This is a genomic window from Hymenobacter fastidiosus (assembly GCF_039539565.1).
Classification (GTDB): Bacteria; Bacteroidota; Bacteroidia; order Cytophagales; family Hymenobacteraceae; genus Hymenobacter; species Hymenobacter fastidiosus.
Genome location: NZ_BAABDJ010000007.1, coordinates 368,126 through 385,524 on the forward strand (window position 1 = coordinate 368,126; position 17,399 = coordinate 385,524).

General features: G+C 63.0%; 15 protein-coding genes. 11 read left to right on the top strand and 4 right to left on the bottom strand.

The genetic code is table 11. From position 1 onward, the window contains the following. The first annotated feature begins 67 nt into the window (after positions 1-67). Positions 68-724 (top strand): hypothetical protein, encoded by a 657-nt coding sequence (locus ABD833_RS06570; RefSeq protein ID WP_345071789.1) that lies wholly within the window; start codon positions 68-70, stop codon positions 722-724. Between the two features lie 12 nt (positions 725-736). Here ABD833_RS06570 and ABD833_RS06575 read toward each other — a convergent pair whose 3' ends face one another. Beyond that, on the bottom strand, positions 737-1,351 hold the full coding sequence (locus tag ABD833_RS06575; RefSeq protein WP_345071791.1) for a porin family protein: 615 nt from the start codon (positions 1,349-1,351) through the stop codon (positions 737-739). A 216-nt stretch (positions 1,352-1,567) separates the two neighbouring features. On the opposite strand from ABD833_RS06575, the gene ABD833_RS06580 reads away from it, so the two are divergent. Further along, positions 1,568-2,191, top strand: coding sequence for a DUF4159 domain-containing protein (locus tag ABD833_RS06580; RefSeq protein WP_345071792.1), 624 nt, complete (start codon positions 1,568-1,570; stop codon positions 2,189-2,191). 16 nt (positions 2,192-2,207) lie between these two features. Here ABD833_RS06580 and ABD833_RS06585 read toward each other — a convergent pair whose 3' ends face one another. Beyond that, on the bottom strand, positions 2,208-2,675 hold the full coding sequence (locus ABD833_RS06585; protein WP_345071794.1) for a hypothetical protein: 468 nt from the start codon (positions 2,673-2,675) through the stop codon (positions 2,208-2,210). A 416-nt stretch (positions 2,676-3,091) separates the two neighbouring features. Between ABD833_RS06585 and ABD833_RS06590 the strand changes: the two genes are divergently transcribed. The 5 genes from ABD833_RS06590 (at position 3,092) to ABD833_RS06610 (ending at position 10,784) form a co-directional block, all read left to right on the top strand. Next, positions 3,092-4,069 carry an AAA family ATPase gene (locus tag ABD833_RS06590; protein ID WP_345071796.1) on the top strand — a complete coding sequence of 326 codons (978 nt, stop codon included), beginning with the start codon at positions 3,092-3,094 and terminating at the stop codon, positions 4,067-4,069. Between the two features lie 169 nt (positions 4,070-4,238). Beyond that, entirely contained in the window at positions 4,239-5,117 is an 879-nt protein-coding gene (locus ABD833_RS06595) for a DUF58 domain-containing protein (RefSeq protein ID WP_345071798.1), read from the top strand. A gap of 51 nt (positions 5,118-5,168) precedes the next feature. Next, positions 5,169-6,731 carry a BatA domain-containing protein gene (locus ABD833_RS06600; RefSeq protein WP_345071799.1) on the top strand — a complete coding sequence of 521 codons (1,563 nt, stop codon included), beginning with the start codon at positions 5,169-5,171 and terminating at the stop codon, positions 6,729-6,731. After that, positions 6,728-8,962 (top strand): hypothetical protein, encoded by a 2,235-nt coding sequence (locus ABD833_RS06605; protein WP_345071801.1) that lies wholly within the window; start codon positions 6,728-6,730, stop codon positions 8,960-8,962. The genes ABD833_RS06600 and ABD833_RS06605 overlap by 4 nt, the downstream gene beginning before the upstream one ends. Before the next feature lie 13 nt (positions 8,963-8,975). Continuing rightward, positions 8,976-10,784: a hypothetical protein gene (locus tag ABD833_RS06610; RefSeq protein ID WP_345071802.1), complete on the top strand. Its 1,809-nt coding sequence runs from the start codon at positions 8,976-8,978 to the stop codon at positions 10,782-10,784. Positions 10,785-10,786: 2 nt separating this feature from the next. Here ABD833_RS06610 and ABD833_RS06615 read toward each other — a convergent pair whose 3' ends face one another. Together ABD833_RS06615 and ABD833_RS06620 are read right to left on the bottom strand one after the other, a co-directional pair. Further along, a complete protein-coding gene (locus ABD833_RS06615; RefSeq protein WP_345071804.1) occupies positions 10,787-11,035 on the bottom strand; it encodes a hypothetical protein in 249 nt (82 codons plus the stop codon). A gap of 138 nt (positions 11,036-11,173) precedes the next feature. Then, complete coding sequence (locus ABD833_RS06620) at positions 11,174-11,401, bottom strand: hypothetical protein (protein WP_345071805.1); 228 nt, start codon at positions 11,399-11,401, stop codon at positions 11,174-11,176. Positions 11,402-11,536: 135 nt separating this feature from the next. Between ABD833_RS06620 and ABD833_RS06625 the strand changes: the two genes are divergently transcribed. The 4 genes from ABD833_RS06625 (at position 11,537) to ABD833_RS06640 (ending at position 17,256) form a co-directional block, all read left to right on the top strand. After that, entirely contained in the window at positions 11,537-12,124 is a 588-nt protein-coding gene (locus ABD833_RS06625) for an RNA polymerase sigma factor (protein ID WP_345071806.1), read from the top strand. Positions 12,125-12,146: 22 nt separating this feature from the next. Further along, positions 12,147-13,313, top strand: a complete 1,167-nt coding sequence (locus tag ABD833_RS06630; protein WP_345071807.1) for a S1C family serine protease — start codon at positions 12,147-12,149, stop codon at positions 13,311-13,313. 499 nt (positions 13,314-13,812) lie between these two features. Beyond that, the gene (locus ABD833_RS06635) at positions 13,813-15,546 is read left to right on the top strand and encodes a DUF1800 domain-containing protein (protein ID WP_345071808.1); all 1,734 of its coding nucleotides are present in this window, start codon (positions 13,813-13,815) and stop codon (positions 15,544-15,546) included. A 120-nt stretch (positions 15,547-15,666) separates the two neighbouring features. Further along, positions 15,667-17,256 (top strand): DUF1501 domain-containing protein, encoded by a 1,590-nt coding sequence (locus ABD833_RS06640; RefSeq protein WP_345071809.1) that lies wholly within the window; start codon positions 15,667-15,669, stop codon positions 17,254-17,256. Positions 17,257-17,399 lie beyond the last annotated feature (143 nt).

A 17,399-nucleotide genomic window follows, 5' to 3' on the forward strand; every position in this document is an offset into this window, starting at 1 on the left:
CTTTAAAGCGCCATCACTGCCGCCGGACGGTCCGGCGGAAGTGATGGCGCTTTTTTATCCTTTCGCTATGCTGCCCTTTCTCTACCGCCCCCTTATCGGGGCCCTGCTGCTGGCGCTGCCCGCTGCCGCCCGGGCTCAGGCGCCCGACTCCGCCCAGACTGAAACCAGCGCCAGGAGCGACTACGCTCCCGGCGAAGTGGTAACGCCCACGGGCCAGCGCGTAAAAGCCTATTTCCCCAACAGCGTCAATGGCTTCGAAAAAACCATTGCCTTCTACTACAGCCACCCGGAGGTGCGCCCCTTTCCCCCGGCCAAGCTTATCAGCGTTGATAAGATCCACACCATGACGGTGCGGGGCAACCATTTTGAGACCCTGACCCGGAACGGCAAAAGCCTGCACGTGCTGGCGGCCCGCCTGGTCGACGGCCCCGTGGAGCTGTTCAACTTCGCCGAGGAAAAGGGCGTGCCCATCCCCATTCCGATACCGGGTGCGATGCTGCTGCCGATTGCCAGTATTCCCTACACCAAGAACCACTGGTACCTGCGGCGCAACGGCGAGCTGACGGAGGTGAAGCGCGGGCAGTTCGTCGAGCAGCTCCGCGGGTATCTGCAGGATCAGCCCGCCCTGGTCGAGAAAGTGCAGCAGCACACCAAATACTACCAGTATCCGGATATGGTGCATATCATAACGGAGTACAACCAGCACGTAGCCGCCAAACCCTGAAGCGGGCCGGCTCTACTGCCCGAGCTGCACGGCCAGGTAGGCCTGAAACACCCGGTTGCGCAGCTTCGGGTCGTTGACGCCGGTAACGCTTTTGACGTCGTTGATGTCGTTGACGCCCGCGTTGAGACGGCCGCCCAGCAGAATCGGTCCCAGCTTGAGGCCGGCCCCGGCGCACACGCTGAAGTCGCCCTTCTTGTACTGCTCCTCGACCTGCCGGCTGGTGCTGCCGTACTGGGCCGTGGCACCCGGCGCGGAAACCAGCAGGGTGCCCGCGTCGCGGGCCATCAGCAGGAGGCCAAACTGCGGACCCGCCTCCACGAACACCGGTCCCAGCGAAATTTTCGCCAGCACGGGCAGATTCAGGTAGTGCAGCTTGGTGTCGTAGTTCTCGAAGTCGGATTTGGTTTCGGTGCCCTGCAATGAGTACAGCAGCTCCGGCTGAATCGATAAGGGCCCCACAATCGAATACTGGTAGAGCAGGCCCGCGTGGTAGTAGATTTTATAGTCCGTGTTCTGGTCGATTTTCCCGTCCAGCACGGCTGCATTCACCCCGGCCTTGACGCCCAACTGGGCCTGCGCCGCGTGCAGGCAAAGCAATCCGGACAGCAGCAGAACAAGACGTTTCATAGCAGCAGGCAAAGAGGAAAAAGGGGGGGCAAAGGTTACCGTTTGGGCCGTTGGTTGCCATAGCATCCTCGTGTAAGCCCGCTATTGCCAGGCAAAGAACTTGAAATACGCGGATATTATTGAGCCCCGCCGGTTATTTTGGCATTTGGGCGCGGCCGGAAGCCACCTTTGCGGATACCAGTTGTCCTTGGCCCGTTCTCTTTCCGTAGCTGCCGCATGCCTATTCCCTTCACCTTCGTCCGCCTCCAGTACCGCTCCGGCGACTGGGATGCCGTGGACGAGCGGATGCCCGCCAACCTGCTGCATTCCCTGATTCAGTACACCCAGGTACCCGTCAACCAAAAGGAGAAAGTGGTGGCCCTGGACAGCCCCGACCTGTTCAACTATCCCTTCTGCTACCTGTCGGGGCACCGGCTGGTGCAGTTTTCGGCGGCGGAAAAGCAGAACTTCACCCAGTACGTGCGCAACGGCGGCTTCGTGTTCGTCGACGACTGCAACCACGACATCGACGGCCTCTTTGCCCGTTCCTTTGAGGAGCAGATGCGCCAGTGCTTCGGGGCCGGCGCGCTGCGGAAAATCCCCAAAACCCACCCGATTTACTCGCAGTTCTTCACTTTCAAGGACGGGCCGCCCGCTACCACCTTCGAGCTCAACGGCTGGGGCGACGACCTGGTGCACGACTACCTGAAAGCCGTGGAAATCAAGGGCCGAATCGGGGTGCTTTATTCCAACAAAGACTACGGCTGCGAGTGGGATTACGACTTCCGCAACAAGCGCTTTCTGGCGGAGGACAACACCAAATTTGGCGTCAACATCCTGCTCTATGCGCTCACTACCTAAGGCCTCGACTACATCACTAAAGGCGGAAGCCTACGCCCAAACGAAAATCGGGGCTGGGGCCGGTTTTATTCAAGGCTGGGCCCGACGAGTTAGGCTGGGCAGGGTCCACCTCGGACCGGTCTGTGCCAATGCGGCTCCAGTTGAGGAGGCCCGTACTCACATCCAAGGCCACGCGGGAAGTGCTTGGCCGACCCAAGGGGAACTGATAGCCTATCATCAGCCCTGCCCCCAAGCGTTTGCCCCGGGTGAACAGGTTGCCATCCAGCAACCAGGTAGAGGCGAGGGCGCGGTAGCTGACGACGGGCGAGCAATAGAAGCCGGTCATCAATCCCACGGCAGGGTCAGCCTTTTTGGTATAGTAGCGAGCCATCAGCCCCGCCCCGCTGCGGCGGTCGGTGCGGTCGCCACCATTGACGAGTGCTTCGGCACCCAGGCTCCACTGCCCACTCAGCTGCCGCTCGTAGGAAACGAGGGCCGGAAACACAAATCCGGTATTAAAGAGCGTGTTACTGACATTGAAAACTACCGGTGCGAGCAAATCCAGGCGAATAATATTGCGGCGAACGGTCGTGGAAACGGGGGCTTTAGCGGGCACTTCGCTTACTTGAGCGCCAGCTTCGGGGGTTAGGGCTATTAAAACCGTAAAAAGAACAGCAGTGGCACTTAAACCAGGTGAAGATTTTGAGGCGTACATGGCGATGGGTTGATGGAGGCAAACAGGGCTTCTTGAAAGAATGAGCAAAGGAACCGCCGATAAGGCCTGACTCCAATCACCTATTCAAATTCACTAGACTTTCAGATTAGACCAAAATCCCCTTTTATTACCCATCATACAATTACCGCTGCTTATTTGTCTGACTTTATAAATTTACTTTCAGGACCTACTTACTCCCATTACCATTGACTGAAGACCAACTACGTCCCCTGCTGGCCAGGCTGCCGACGCTTAAGGCCGAAATCGCTAAAGTCATCGTGGGCCAGGAAACCGTGGTGGATGAAGTGCTGGTGGCGCTGCTGGCCGGCGGCCACGCGCTATTAGAGGGCGTGCCCGGTCTGGCCAAAACCCTGCTGGTGCGCACCCTGGCCGCCGCCACCGACCTGCCCTTCCGCCGCATCCAGTTCACCCCCGACCTGATGCCCACCGACATTCTGGGCACCGAGGTGCTGGAGGAAGACCACGGCACCGGGCACCGCTCGTTCAAGTTCAACCCGGGCCCCATCTTCGCCAGCCTGGTGCTGGCCGACGAAATCAACCGGACGCCGCCCAAAACCCAGGCCGCCCTGCTCGAAGCCATGCAGGAAGGCCACGTGACCTACGCGGGCCTGGAGCACGCCCTGCCCCGGCCCTTCTTTCTGCTGGCTACTCAGAACCCGATTGAGCAAAGCGGCACCTACCCGCTGCCCGAGGCCCAGCTCGACCGGTTTCTGCTCTACATCCGCATCGGCTACCCCACCGAGCAGGAAGAGCTGGCCGTGCTGAGCGGCACTACCGGCGCGGCCCGCGCCGAGGTGCAGCCCGTGCTGGGCGGCGAAGACATCCGCCAGCTCCAGCAGCTGGTGCGCCAGGTGAGTCTGAGCCCCGAGCTGCTGGACTTCGTAAACCGCCTGGTGCGCGCCACCCGGCCGGCCACGTCGGAGGTGAAGTTCATTCAGGACTACGGCCGCTGGGGAGCCGGTCCCCGCGCCGGGCAGGCCCTGATTCTGTGCGCCAAAGCCCGGGCCCTGCTTCAGGGCCGCTTTGCCGCCACCCTCGACGATATCCGCACGCTGGCCCCGCCGGTACTGCGCCACCGCATCCTGCTGAACTTCAACGCCGAAGCCGAAAACCTGACGGCGGATGATGCCGTGGCCGAGCTGCTGAAAGCGGTAGTAGTTTGAGTTACGGGTAGGGTCATGCTGAGCGAAGTCGAAGCATCTCGCGTGCTGATGTCTGATTACCATTCCAACGAAGCACGCGAGATGCTTCGACTTCGCTCAGCATGACAAACGGTTTAGGTTGACCCTGCAAGCCGGCACCTCCTGAATTCACTTCTCAGAACTCCCCAAAATGCTGACGCCCGAGCTGCTCCATGCGCTGCACAACCTTCCTCTGGCGGCCCGTCAGGCGGCGGAGGGCTTCCTGGCGGGTCACCACCTGAGCCGCAGGCGGGGCCCGGGCATGGAGTTCAGCCAATACCGCCCCTACCAGCCCGGCGACGATCTGCGCCAGCTCGACTGGCGCCTGGCGGCCCGCTCCGACCGGTATTACCTGCGCGAATCGGAAGTGGACACGAGCCTGACGGTGCATTTGCTGCTCGATGCCAGCGCCTCCATGAACCACCGCGACGACAACGGCCTGACCAAGCTCGACTATGCCCGCCTGTTGCTGGCCGCCCTGGCTTACCTGGCCCAGCAGCAGGGCGACGCCGTGTCGTTGAGCGTGCTGCACCCGGCCGGCCTGGTCCACCTGCCCGCCCGCGCTGATGCCCGGCAGCTGCCCCGCATCTACCAGACCCTGCAAAACACGACGGGCACGGGCCGCTTTCCCGAAGCAGCCCGGCTGGCTCCGCTGCTGGCCCGCCGTCAGCGCGCCCTGACCGTGTGCGTAAGTGATTTGTACGAAGAGCAGGGCGAGATTCAGCAGCTGCTGACCCGCCTGCGGGCGGTGGCCGGCGAAGTGCTGGTGCTCCACCTCATGGCCGGCAACGAGCTGCACTTCACCTACCGCGGGGCCGTCACGTTCCAGGATCTGGAATCGGGCCAGACGCTGCAGCTCAATGCCGACGACCAGCGCCCGGGCTACCAGCAGCAGCTGCAGGAATGGCTGCGCACCACGGCCCACGCCGCCCGCCGCCAGGGCTTCGACTACCACCAGCTCACCACCACCGAACCGCTCGACGGGGCGTTGCGCGAGTTTCTGCGCCGCCGCCAAGCCACCTCTTTGTAGCACCCCGCGTCCTTGCTGCCGGATGTTTTCGCCTTCTAACCCCTGACCCGCTTGCTCACCTTTCTTGCTTCTTCCGGTTGGCTGGCGTTGCTGGGCGTAGCGGTTCCCGTTGCGATTCATCTGTGGAACCGGCGGCCGGGCCGGACGGTAGCCGTGGGCAGCATCCGCTGGCTGGCCGCTGCCGCCAACCGCCGCCTGCGCAACCTGAAGCTGGAGCAGCGGGCCTTACTGCTGCTGCGCCTGATGGTGGTGGTACTACTGGCATTGGCCGTGGCCGGGCCGGTATGGCGCCGCCCGGCCCGCCCCCAGGCCGGCCAGATCCTGATCAGCCCTGACCTGTTGGCGTCCGGCACCCTGGCAGTAGTACGCCCTGGCATCGACTCCCTGCGGCGGCGCGGCTTCGTGCTCCGGCAGCTTAAAATTGGCTTACCTCGCATTTCGGATACCGTCTGGCAGCAGGCCGGGCAGCACCTTGATTTAGCCGATTCCACTCCTCTGACGGCCGACCGCACCGCCAGCTTCTGGCTGCGCGTGAGTCAGGCCGCCGATTCTTTTCCGCGGCAGCCGATCCGGGTGTATTCCTCCGCGGCGTTGCGTCACTTTCAGGGTATCCGGCCGGCGCTGCCGGCCCGGGTACACTGGCAGACGGTTCCGCTGGTACCCACCGAAACCACCTGGCTGCGGGCCGCTAGCTTCAGCACCCCGGACAGCCTGCGGCTGATGGCAGGCAGCAGCACGGAAGAAGCTGCTTACACTCGTAGCGTTACCGTACCCCGCCCGGCGCAGTCGGCTACCATCGCGGCGGCCGGGGCTGGTTTGCCGCCGCTGCGCTACACCGCCACGGCGGCCGGGGCCACCCTCGCTATGTCCGATTCCGGTTCCATCACCGTAACCGTGCAGCCACCGTTGCGCGCGTGGGTGTATTATGATGCTGCCCACGCCCCGGATGCCCGGTATCTGCGGGCCGTCCTGCGGGCGGCGGCCGTGGGCCTGCCGACCCGGTTGGAGCTTACGGTTACCGGCGCAGTGCCGCCGCTTACCGCGCCGCTGGATTGGCTGTACTGGCTGGCCGATTCGCCCCCGCCTGCCGCCTGGCAGACGCGCGTGGCGCAGGGGCTGCACCTCTGGCAGGATGGTCAGCGGCCGGGCACGGCGCTGACTACCCATTTTACCGTCTCTCCCTTGTCCCAACCCCTGCGCCTGACCCGCCTGGATACCGTGCGGATTGCCGGGGCCGGCACCCGGTGGAGTACGGCGACCGGGCAGCCGGTACTTTCTGAGCAGCTGATGGGCCGGGGCGTGCGGTATCACTTTCACAGCCGCCTGAATCCGGCCTGGAGCAGCCTGGCCGAAAGCCCGGCGCTGCCCCAGCTCTGGCTCACCCTGCTGCGGCCGGCCCTGACCGCCATGCCCAGCCCCTACGACCAGCGCCTGCTCGACCCTACGCAGATCCGGGTACCCCAACAGGTACGAGCTACCGGGTCCCGGCTTTCAGCACCCAGGGCTTCCGACACTGACTTGCGCGTGTGGTTGGTACTAGCGGCGGGTCTGGTCTGGGGAATAGAGCGGGTGCTGGCGGCTCGATTTGCTTCATTACGCGTAGCTTCCCTATGAGTCCTGCTACCACCTTACGCCCTGCCGTCACTACTCCTGGCCTGGATGCGTTGCGCCGGATCAGGCGCACCCACGCCTGGCACCGGACGGCAGTTCTGGCCGGACCCGGCGGAGCGGCAATGCTGCTGCTTATCCTCGCGGCGTACTATATTCCCCAGGCCCGAATGCTGGTAGCTGGCGCGGCCGGCCTGGGGCTGCTGGTACTGGCGTGGCAGCTGCGGCGCATTTGGCAACGGCCCCTGTCCGCCATTGCCCGCCGGCTCGACCGGCGTTTTCCGACCCTGGAAGACAGCACGGGTCTGGTGCTGCGGCCCCCGGCAGACCTCAACCTGCTGGAACAGCTGCAGCAGCAGCGCACAGCAGCCCGGCTGACTGAAATCCAGACGGCAAGCGCGGTGGTATTACCCGTAGCCTACCGGCGGGCCGCACTGCTCACGGGAGTACTCGTCCTGCTGGCAACCGGCCTATGGCTTTGGTCCTCCCGTTTGGAAGATAAACCGGCTCCGGCGGCACCGGTGCTGGCCTTGCATTTCCCTGCCGCCCAGGCCCGGCCGGGGCTGGTAGCTTCGGCTAAAATTCTGGCAACCCAGATTCAGGCTTCGCCACCGGCATATACCCACCGGCCCCGGTTTACGGCGGCGGCCCCTTCCTTCACCTGCCCACAGGGAACCCGGGTGCAGTGGACCGTACGGGTCAGCCGACCGGCGGGCAGCCCCCGGCTGGAAATAGGCCGGCAGCGGATTGTGTTCCGGCCTATACCCGGTCGGTCGGGGGAGTTTAGCGCGGCTCATACGTTTACGGCCTCCGCCTTGTACCGGATCCGCTTTGCGGGCCAGGTTTCCGATGATTACGCCGTCGAGGTGCTGCCGGACCGGGCGCCCGTGATTCAGATTCGCAGTCCCAGGCCGTATACGCTGGTGGAGTTTGGGCAAAAGCCGACGGTGGCCATCCGCGTAATGCTGAGCGACGACTATGGCCTCAGCCGGGCCCAGGTGGTGGCTACCGTGGCGCAGGGCCAGGGTGAAGCCGTCAAATTCCAGGAAACGGTAGCCGAGCTCACGGGCCTGAGCGGGCAACCAGCGCAGCTTTCGGCCACGCACCTCCTGAACCTGCCGGCCCTGGGTCTCACCTACGGCGACGAGGTATACTTCTACGTGCGGGCCTGGGACAATGCCCGCCACAGCACCCGCTCCGACACCTACCTGGTACAGTGGGAAGATACCACCGTAAATGACTCCGGCACCGACATGGCCATGGGCGTAAACGTGATGCCGGCCTATTTCCGCAGTCAGCGCCAGGTGATTATGGATACGGAAAAGCTGCTGGCCGGGCGGCGGCAGCTGACTCCCACCTTATTTGCCGACCGGGCCAACGCCCTGGGCCACGACCAGAAAGTGCTGCGGCTGCGCTACGGCAAGTTTTTAGGCGAAGAGTTCGAGCAGGGTATCGGTCAAAGTTCCCCCCGCCCCCCCGTGGCGGAAGCGGATGAGGCCGCTGAGGAAGCCGGTCATGCCGCGGGCGAAGCCGACCACGACCACGCGGAACCCGCCGCCGGCGCCGGCACGGTTGCGGTGGAGCAGCTGATGGAGCCTTACGTCCACCGCCACGAAGACGCCGAAACGGCCGATTTCCTGGAGCCCGCCGTCAAGGCCAAGCTGCGCGGCGTGCTGAGCCAGATGTGGGAGGCCGAGCTGCGTCTGCGCACCACCCGCCCCGCCGAAGCCCTGCCCTACGAGTACCGGGCCCTGCGCCTGCTCAAGCAGGTGCAGCAGCAAACCCGGGCCTACGTGAAAAAATCCGGCTTCGACTCGCCCGTCATTCCCGAGGCTACGGTGCGCCTCACCGGCGAGCTGGACGGGGCCGCCGCCCCGCGCCGCCAGCAGCAGGTAGCCGCGCCTCCTTCGCAACCCACGGTTCACGCGGCGCTGGAGCTGTTAGAAGCCGTAGGCCGGGGCCAAACTGTAGTACCCGGTAAGGCAGTCGTATTGGAACGCGCTGGTCAGAACCTGGCGCAGGCCGCGCTGCGGAGCCCGGGGCGCTACCTGGCGGCGATGCGCGACCTGCGGCAGCTCACCACCGAAATCCGGACGGGCCGCCCGCCCTGCCGGTCCTGCGCCGCAGCGGTAGTACCGGCCCTGACGGATCTGCTGCCCCCGCCGCCACCGCAACCGGCCCGGCCCGCCAGTCCCGACCGCCTTGGCCGGCGTTATTTCCAGGAGTTAAGCCGGTAGTTTTCGCTTTAGCATGTCGCACCCACCCGTCTTTTATCTTCTCCTGGCAGTCTGTCTGCTGCTGGCTGCCGGCCTTAGTGTGGCAGCTCTGCGGCGCGCCAACCAGCGGCGGCGGCTGGCCCGGCTGGGCGCCGGCTGGCTGGCCATTCTGGGGCTCTGGCTCACGGCCTATCCTCCGCAACGCAGTTTGCCGGGCAGCTCAACCGAAGTCATTCTACTGACTCAGGGCTACCAGCCCGACACCCTCCGCCGGCTCGTGCGGCAGCTGGGCCGGGGTACGCGGGTGTGGCGCTTCGATGCGACTACCGCGTCGGCTGCCCCGCCTACCATAACCAGCCTGCAGGCAATACGGGAGCGGTATCCTGCGTTGCGCCGGCTTCACGTCCTGGGCCGGGGGCTGCCCGCCGCCGCGCTAACCCGCCTGGATTCCCTGCGGCTGGTACAGCATACCCCGCCGCCTTTTCAGGGGTTCACCCACGCCAGCTGGAATCAGCAGCCGGAGCTTGGTCAGCCGGTAATTCTGGAAGGCGTGTTTGCCGGCCGCGCTTCGGCTTCGCCGGCTCCGGTCTGGCTTAGCCTGCGGGGTCCCGGCCGTCTGGCGGATTCAGTCCGGGTGGCGGGTCGGGGCGGCAGCTTCCGGCTGCGGTACTTGCCGAAAACCGCGGGCCGGGCCGTGTACCAGCTCAGCGCACGCCAGGGTGGTCGGGTGCTGGCCACCGAACCGGTACCCGTGGAGGTAGCCGGGCCCCGGCCGCTGCGCATCCTGCTGCTGAGCGCGGCTCCCTCTTTCGAGTTTAAATTCCTGAAAAACCACCTCGGCACTCAGCAACACCGCGTGGCCCTGCGCACGGGGCTTACTCCGGGCCTGACCCAGACGGAGTTTCTGAATCAGCCGGCCCATGATCTGACCCGAATCACGGCTCCGCTCCTGAACCGCTACGACGTCGTTGTTGCCGATGCCGGCACCCTGAACGCAATATCCGCCGCGGAAGCGCAGACCCTGCGCCGGGCGCTGCAGTCGGCCGGGCTGGGACTGGTCGTGCTGGCCGACGCGGCGGCACTGCCGCGGGCTACTCCCACGCGGGCCAGTTTCGGTATCGTGCCCCGACCGGCCAGTTCCGCCGACCGGCCTCAATCAATAGCCTGGACTGAGGGACCAAAGGCTACTGCCCTGGTGCCGGCCGCTTTACGGCTGGTGCTGCCGGCCCGCGCGCTGGTCGCCGATGCCCGCCGGCAGCCGGTGGTGGCCACCCAACGACTCGGCCTGGGCTCCGTTACGGTTTCCGTGGTTCCGCAAACCTACCCCTGGATCCTGCAGAATGCGGCCGGCACCTATCAATCCTACTGGAGTACGTTGCTCCGGGCCGCGGCCCGGCCCTGGGGTGCCAGCGACCAGTGGCAGGTCCTGGCTGCCTGGCCCCGGCCGCACGAGCCGCTCCCGCTACGCCTGATTTCCGGCGGATTTCCACCGGCGGCACCAACTGTGACAGACGCGTCAGGAACGGGCCGCATCACGCTGGCCCTGGAGCAGGACGCCGCCTTGCCGGAATGGAAGACCGGCTGCTACTGGCCCGCGATGGCTGGGTGGCACCAGCTTCAGGTCCGGAATCAGTCCTCCTTTTGGTTTTACGTTTTCGCGGCTCCCGCCTGGGCCGGGCCGGAAAACCGCCTGCGCCAGCTGGCCGCCCAGCCGTGGCGGACGATGAGCCCGCCGGAGGCTACCCCTGCGCCGGAATTCACGACCGGGCCGTGGCCGGCGGGGTGGTTTTTCGGCCTGTTTGTACTGGCCGCCGGGTTTCTGTGGCTGGAGGAGAAGCTATAAGTCTAATACCGGATATCCGGATGTCCGCTCAACCCTTCATCCTCCGTATCACCCACCAGATAATCACCCACGGCCAATACGGTACTGCTGCCGGAAGCAACCGCTGGATCTTCTATCTGAGTGGCCCCTTTCGGGCCGGGCAGCATATCAGAATCTATTGGCAATGAATTATGTAAACGCACGGACGAAAGAATTTGGGTAGAACAGGCTACCATACCAGCGATGAGCAGATTGAGAGAGGAATCAGGCAAATATTGCACTATAAAAGTTATATAGTTTACTAAAGCATGAAATCACGCCTAAGTACGCGGCAAAAATAAAACGGCCCGGCATCCAAAGTGGATACCGGGCCGTTTTAGCGTTATCGAGCCACCGAAGTGGATAACTACTTACTTGGTCTCCGTGGTGGTTTCCGTGGTCGTCGTAGCTGGAGCAGCCATCGTCGTGTCGGTGGTTACCGTGGTGGTGGTGCTGGTCGAGTCCATAGCGGGAGCAGTCGTTTCAACCGTCGTAGGCTCGGTGATGGTGGTTTCCGTAGTAGCGGTTTTCGACTCGCACGAAGTCAGAGCAGCAGCGAATACGAAAGCAAGAGCGGAAACCTTCAGGAGATTCTTCATTTTTGGTGTTACGTTTGAAAAAATTTGGCTGAAAAACGCCCTTCATACCCGCTTTACCGGAAGGTAACCCGGCGGCAGAAAAAATATTTTCGCTGGGTTACCCCGGCATCTCTCCTGTATTAACCACCAAAGCGAATGGGCAAGGGCGTTCCTTCCTACACCGATGAAGAGTTTGTGGCGGCCATCCGCCACGGCGACGACCGGGCGCTGGCACAGCTTTACCGCCTGCATTACCCCATGATTTCGCACTACGTGCTGCAGAACAGCGGCACCGAAGACGAAGCCAAGGACGTGTACCAGGAGGGCGTGATGGTGTTTTATGAGAAGGTTCGGGACGGCTCCCTGGAGCTGAGCTGCCAGATCAAAACCTACCTCTACGCCGTGTGCCGCCGTCTGTGGCTGAAGCGGCTCACCGAGAAAACCCGCTTCAGCGGCCGCCTCGATGACCACGAACCCTTCCTCGAAACCGGGGCCGAAGCCGATCTGGTCCTGGCCGAGGAGCGCGACCGGCAGTTTGCCCTCATGGGCGAGGCGCTGGAGCATCTCGGGGAGCCGTGCCGCTCGCTTTTAGAAGGTTTTTATCTGCTGGACAAGTCCATGCAGCAACTCACGGCGGAGTTTGGCTACACCAATCCCGACAACGCCAAGAATCAGAAATACAAGTGCCTGGTGCGTCTGAAGAAGTTATTTTTCGCCCATTATAAGGAAGAGGAATCATTTTGAAACGCCTCGTCGCGGCCTGCTTATGAAAACGGAAGCTGACTATTACGCCTTATTTGAAGCCTACCAAACCGGGGGGCTGCCGGCTCTGGAGCGCACCGATCTGGAGCGTCGCCTCGCTGCCGAACCCGACTTTGCGCAGCAGTACGCCGACTTTGCAGCCCTGACCACCACGCTGTCGGCCTACGGCCAACGCCTCAGCACCCGGCGCAAGCTTCACGCCGTGCAGGCCGAGATGGATGCGGCAGAGGCCGTCCGGCTGGACGGTGAATCGTTGGACACCGGTATCCCGACCATGCCTACGCTGCACATTTCGCCCATTGAGCGGAAGCTGCGGGAGTTCTGGGGGGCTCACCGCGCCACGATGATGGTGGCCGCTTCGGTGGCCGTGATGGCCGTATTTACCACCCTGCTGGGCCTGGAATGGTGGCGGGCTGCGCAGCAGCAGCCTTCGCTGTACGGCTACACCGTGCTGCGCCGCGAAGTGGAGCGCATCAAGCGTACCCAGCGGGCCATGAACAAGGCCATCAGTCAGCAGATCGACGGGGCCAGGACGGAGGCGGAAGTGAACCCGGGCAAGTTCAGCGGCACGGGCTTCGCCCTCACCGCCGACGGCTACCTCGTCACGAGCTACCACGTTATTCAGGGGGCCGATTCTTTGCTCATCGAAAGCCACGACCGGCAGCGCTACCGCGCCGAAACGGTCTTCACCGACGTCGCCCGCGACCTGGCCATTCTGCGCATCAACGACCGTAAATTCACCGGCTTCGATCGGCTGCCTTATTCCTTCAAGCGCGGCTCAGCCGACCTGGGGGAAAAGGTGTACACGCTGGGTTACCCCCGGGAGGATCTGGTGTTCAACGACGGTTCGCTCAGCGCCCGCTCGGGCTTTGAGGGCGACACGGCCTTCTACCAGATTTCGATTCCGGTGAACCCGGGCAACAGCGGCGGCCCCCTGCTGGATGATCGGGGCAACCTGATCGGCATCATCAGCGGCCGGCAGATGGATATGCAGAGCGCCGCTTTCGCCACCAAGTCCTCTTACCTGATGCGGCTGGTCGACTCGCTGTCGGCGGCCGGTTCCGGGCAGCCCTACAACATGCCCCGGACTAATCTGCTGACCGGCACGTCGCGGCCCAAGCAGATCCGCAAGCTCCAGGACTACGTGTTTGTAGTAAAGGTTTACGAGTAAGCCAACGCGCCACTTACCAAACCCCAATAGGGAAGCCCTGCCAGATAATGGCTTGTCCTTACCCACATCTTTTTCCGGCTCCCTGAAGGTAGTGCCAAGGCTTTTTTTTGCTGGCTTACCCCGCGTGAAAAGCGCCCCCATTCTTACCCAAAACTCAAAAAAGCCCTTCCGGCCACGTGGCCGGAAGGGCTTTTTTGAGTTTTGGGTAAGAATGAGCCAGATAATGGCCGGGCTTTTTTTGTGCTGCATGCGGCCATAAGCTACGGCAGGTCAGACGAGGCAGCCCACCGCCTGCAATCGAAACACGGGCTCAGCGGGAAATACTCCCCCGTCGAAACGGCATTATGCCCGGAGAGTCGTGGCACCCTAAAAATAAAACCGTATTAAACCTTCACTATTCTGAGATGTCCTTAGCACCGAGGCTTGTAAATTAAACCAGTAACAGCTTCCTTACGAACCAATTATTGTCCGTTCTAACCTAACCCACCACCGTACGCTTATGGATCGTAGAGCTTTCCTCCGTAAACCCGCGGCCGTACTGACGGCCCCGGCGGCCGTATTGGAACAGCCGGCCCCGGCCGACCCCAGTGGCTCGCCCGGCAGTGGCGACGAACCCATCAGCAAGTTTGCCAACAAGGCCTTGCCCGCTACGGCCCGCTCCACGGCGGGCCTGGCCCCTTACACCGGCCCCTGGGGGTATAACCAGGCCGCGCACCTGCTGCGCCGCAGCCTTTTTGGTCCCACGCGGGCGGAAATCGTGACTTCGGCGGGTCGCACGCTGACGCAGGTTGTAAACGACTTGCTGACGGCCCCGGCGGCCCCGGCGCCCCCGCTGAACGTATCGACCACCGATACCAGCGTGGCCGTGGGGCAGACCTGGGTGACGCAGGCGTTTGACCAGAACGTTGAAGGGGTGCGCCGCGCTTCCCTGCGGGCCTGGTGGATGGGGCAGATGCTGACCCAGAATATGTCGTTGCGGGAAAAGATGACCTTATTCTGGCACAACCACTTCGTGATTGAGTTCAGCGACATCAACGATTCGCGCTACGCCTACCAGTATTCGGCGCTGCTGCGGCAGAACGCGTTGGGCAACATCAGGCAGTTGGCCAAGGACGTAACCGTACTGCCGTCCATGCTGCGCTACCTCAACGGCAACCAGAGCACGGCCGGCGCGCCCAACGAAAACTACGGCCGCGAATTGCTGGAGCTGTTTACGGTGGGGAAGGGGCCGCTTATCGGGTCGGGCAACTATACCACCTACACGGAGGCCGACGTGCAGGCCGCGGCCCGGGTACTCACCGGCTGGCGCGACAGCCAGGCCAACATCAACGGCTATTTCACCGCCTCCCGCCACGACGCGACGACCAAGCAGTTTTCGGCGGCCTTCGGCAACGCGGCCATTCCAAACGGCGGGGACCAGGAATACAAGACGCTGGTGGACCTGATTTTCGCGCAACCCGAAACGGCCCTCTTTCTGTGCCGCAAGCTTTACCGCTGGTTCGTGTATTACGTTATCGACGCCACCACCGAGCAGAACGTCATTCAGCCCCTGGCCCAGCTCCTGATTCAGAACAACTACAACGTGACGCCGGTGTTGCGCACCCTGCTGTCGAGCGAGCATTTCTTCGATGCCGTGAACATGGGGTGCGTAATCAAAAGCCCCATTGACTTCACCGTAACGGTGGCCCGCCAGTTTCAGATTGCCTTCCCGGCTTCCTCCAACCTGGTGGCACAATACGGCATGTGGGACTACCTGAACGGCATTACCAACCTGCAGCAACAGGTGGTAGGCGACCCGCCCAACGTGGCCGGCTGGGCGGCTTACTGGCAAACCCCGCAGTACTACGAAATGTGGATCAATGCCGTGACGCTGCCCCGCCGCAACCAGTTCACGGACCAGATGATCAGTACCAACGGCTACACCCGCAACGGTGCCAAGATCAACATCGACGTGTTGGCGCTGGTGCTGGCCTTGCCGGCGGCCACCGCCTCCGACGCGAACCTGCTGATTGCGGAGCTTACCAAGCTGGTCTTCCCGATTCCGCTCACCGTCAACCAGCTTTCCTATCTGAACGACGTACTACTGCCCGGCCTACCCGATTTTGAGTGGACCGACGAGTGGACGCAGTACCTGGCCAATCCGACCAATACGGCCAAGAAGACTGCCGTGACGACCAAGCTGCAAATGCTGCTGCGCAGCATAATGGGCCTGGCCGAATATCATTTGTCTTAGTGGGGGCTTAGGCGCTTGGGGATCCTGGAAGCCCGGATTGCTGACGTAGCCAGCGGTTCAGATTCCTGGCCTCCAGCCAAAAACCAAGACCCTGAGACCCCAACTAATCAAGACCTCATAATGAAACGCAGAGACTTTATCCACACCACCGCGGCAGCTTCGGTGCTACCGGTACTCCTGGGGGGCTTCCCGATTGGTGCCTATGGCTACTCGCCCGAGCTGGCCGCCCTTACCAACGCCGCTTCCCAAACGGACCGGGTGCTGGTGCTCATTCAGCTCAATGGCGGCAACGATGGCCTGAACATGGTCATTCCGCTCGACCAGTATTCGGCCCTGATGAACGCCCGGCCCGACATTGCCATTCCGCAAAGCCAGGTGTTGCCGCTGTCGTCCGTAACCGGCCTGCACCCGGCTATGACGGGCCTGAAAAGCCTGTACAACAACGCCCGGCTGGGCGTGGTGCAGAGTGTGGGCTACCCCAACCCCAACTATTCGCACTTCCGCGCCACCGACATCTGGACCTCGGCCTCCGACTCGAACGTGACCATCACCTCGGGCTGGGCCGGCCGCTATCTCAACGGTGAATATCCCAATTTTCCTGGCGGCTACCCCAACCCTCAAAGTCCCGACCCGCTGGCCATCAGCATTGGCTCGGTGGTAAGCAACTGCGTGCAGGGCCCCAGCGTGAACATGGGCATGGCCATTGCCAGCACCGCTTCCTTCTACCAGCTGCTCACGGGCGTCGTCGATACCGCGCCCAACACGCCGGCAGGCCATGAACTGACCTTTATCCGGCAGGTGATTTCGCAAACCCAGGTGTATACCACGGCTATCCAGGCTGCCGCGGGCCGGGCTCAGAACCTTTCGCCGATGTACCCTGCTACGGGCGTGAACTCCCTATCCGATCAGCTCAAGATAGTAGCGCAGCTGGTGGCGGGGGGCCTGCAAACGCGCATCTACGTCTGTAACCTCGGCGGCTTCGATACGCACGTATTGCAGGTGCCGGCCACGGGCACCACCACGGTGGGCACCCATGCCACGCTGCTGGGCAAAATTTCGCAGGCCGTAGAAGCTTTCCAGGACGATTTGCGCCGCCTCAACGTGCAGGACCGCGTGGTAGGCATGACCTTCTCCGAATTCGGCCGCCGCATTAAGGCGAATTCGGGCAAAGGCACCGACCACGGCGCGGCCGCCCCGCTGTTCGTATTCGGTACCAGCGTCAACCCAATCATTCACGGGGCCAACCCTATTTTGCCGGCCAATGCGGGGGTGAATGACCAAATCCCGATGCAGTTCGACTTCCGCGCCATTTACGGCAGCATTCTGAAAGACTGGTTCCGGGTACCCCAGGCAACCATCAACGCGCTCCTGCCTTCCAGCGGCGGGCAATTGCCTTACGTACCAGTGCTGCGGCCCGGCGTGGCGACGGGCGTAGCCTCAGCTACTGCTACCACCGTGAAAAACTTTAGCGTGTATCCCAATCCGATCCGGGAAAGCGCAACGGTGGCGTTCGAGTCCGAAGGCGGGCACACGCAGGTGTTGGTGTTCGATACTATGGGCCGGGAGGTGCTTCGCCTCGTGGACCGCGAGTTGCCGCGCGGCCCGCACGAGCTAACGCTGTCGGCCAGTGGGCTGGCGGCCGGTGCCTACTACTGCCACGTGCAGCAGGGAAGCCGAGTAAGCAGCCGGTTATTGACCATAGAGCGGTAAAGCTACCCCCCCATTTACTACCTGATGGACGGTGCGACGGAGCCTCCAACCCGTTACCCACGGAATGTTTAGAGGCAAATGAAAAAAGCCGTCGGTGGGGCAGCCCGCCGACGGCTTTTTGCGTACAGGCCACGGTGGTTGCA